Origin of the sequence: Bradyrhizobium sp. CSS354 (assembly GCF_029051725.1) — a bacterium.
In the GTDB taxonomy this organism is placed as follows: Bacteria; Pseudomonadota; Alphaproteobacteria; order Rhizobiales; family Xanthobacteraceae; genus Bradyrhizobium.
Genome location: NZ_JAACFU010000097.1, coordinates 1 through 445 on the forward strand (window position 1 = coordinate 1; position 445 = coordinate 445).

Annotated in this window: 1 protein-coding gene; it reads left to right on the forward strand. The window is 68.3% G+C overall.

Going from position 1 to position 445, the window contains the following annotated elements; all coding sequences use genetic code 11:
* The coding region (locus GWG67_RS38815) for an ATPase, T2SS/T4P/T4SS family (protein ID WP_342761094.1) at positions 1-445 on the forward strand (445 nt) is incomplete at both ends.

The following is a 445-nucleotide window of genomic DNA, read 5'->3' on the forward strand; positions in this document are numbered from 1 at the left end:
ATTGATGGCCGAGAAGCGGGCCTCGGACGTCTATCTCTCGGCGAACGCCCCGGTCCTCATCAAGATCAACGGCGAATGCCTGCCGGTCAACAGCCAGCTGCTGCCGTTCGACGCGCCGAAGAACCTGCTCGCCGAGATCGTGCCGCCGGCGCGCATCGAGGAGCTGGAGGAGACGGGCGAGCTCAACATGGGCGTGCCGCTCACCGGCGTGGGCCGCTTCCGCGTGAGCGCCATGCGCCAGCGCGGCAGCTACGCGGTGGTGGTGCGCTTCATCGCGCAGCACATTCCGGAGCTCTCGAGCCTCAACCTGCCGCCGATCCTCGGCGAGCTGATCCTCGAGAAGCGCGGCCTGCTGCTGGTCGTCGGGGCCACGGGCTCGGGCAAGAGCACCACGCTGGCCTCGATGATCGACAGCCGCAACGCGCAGATCACCGGCCACATCCTC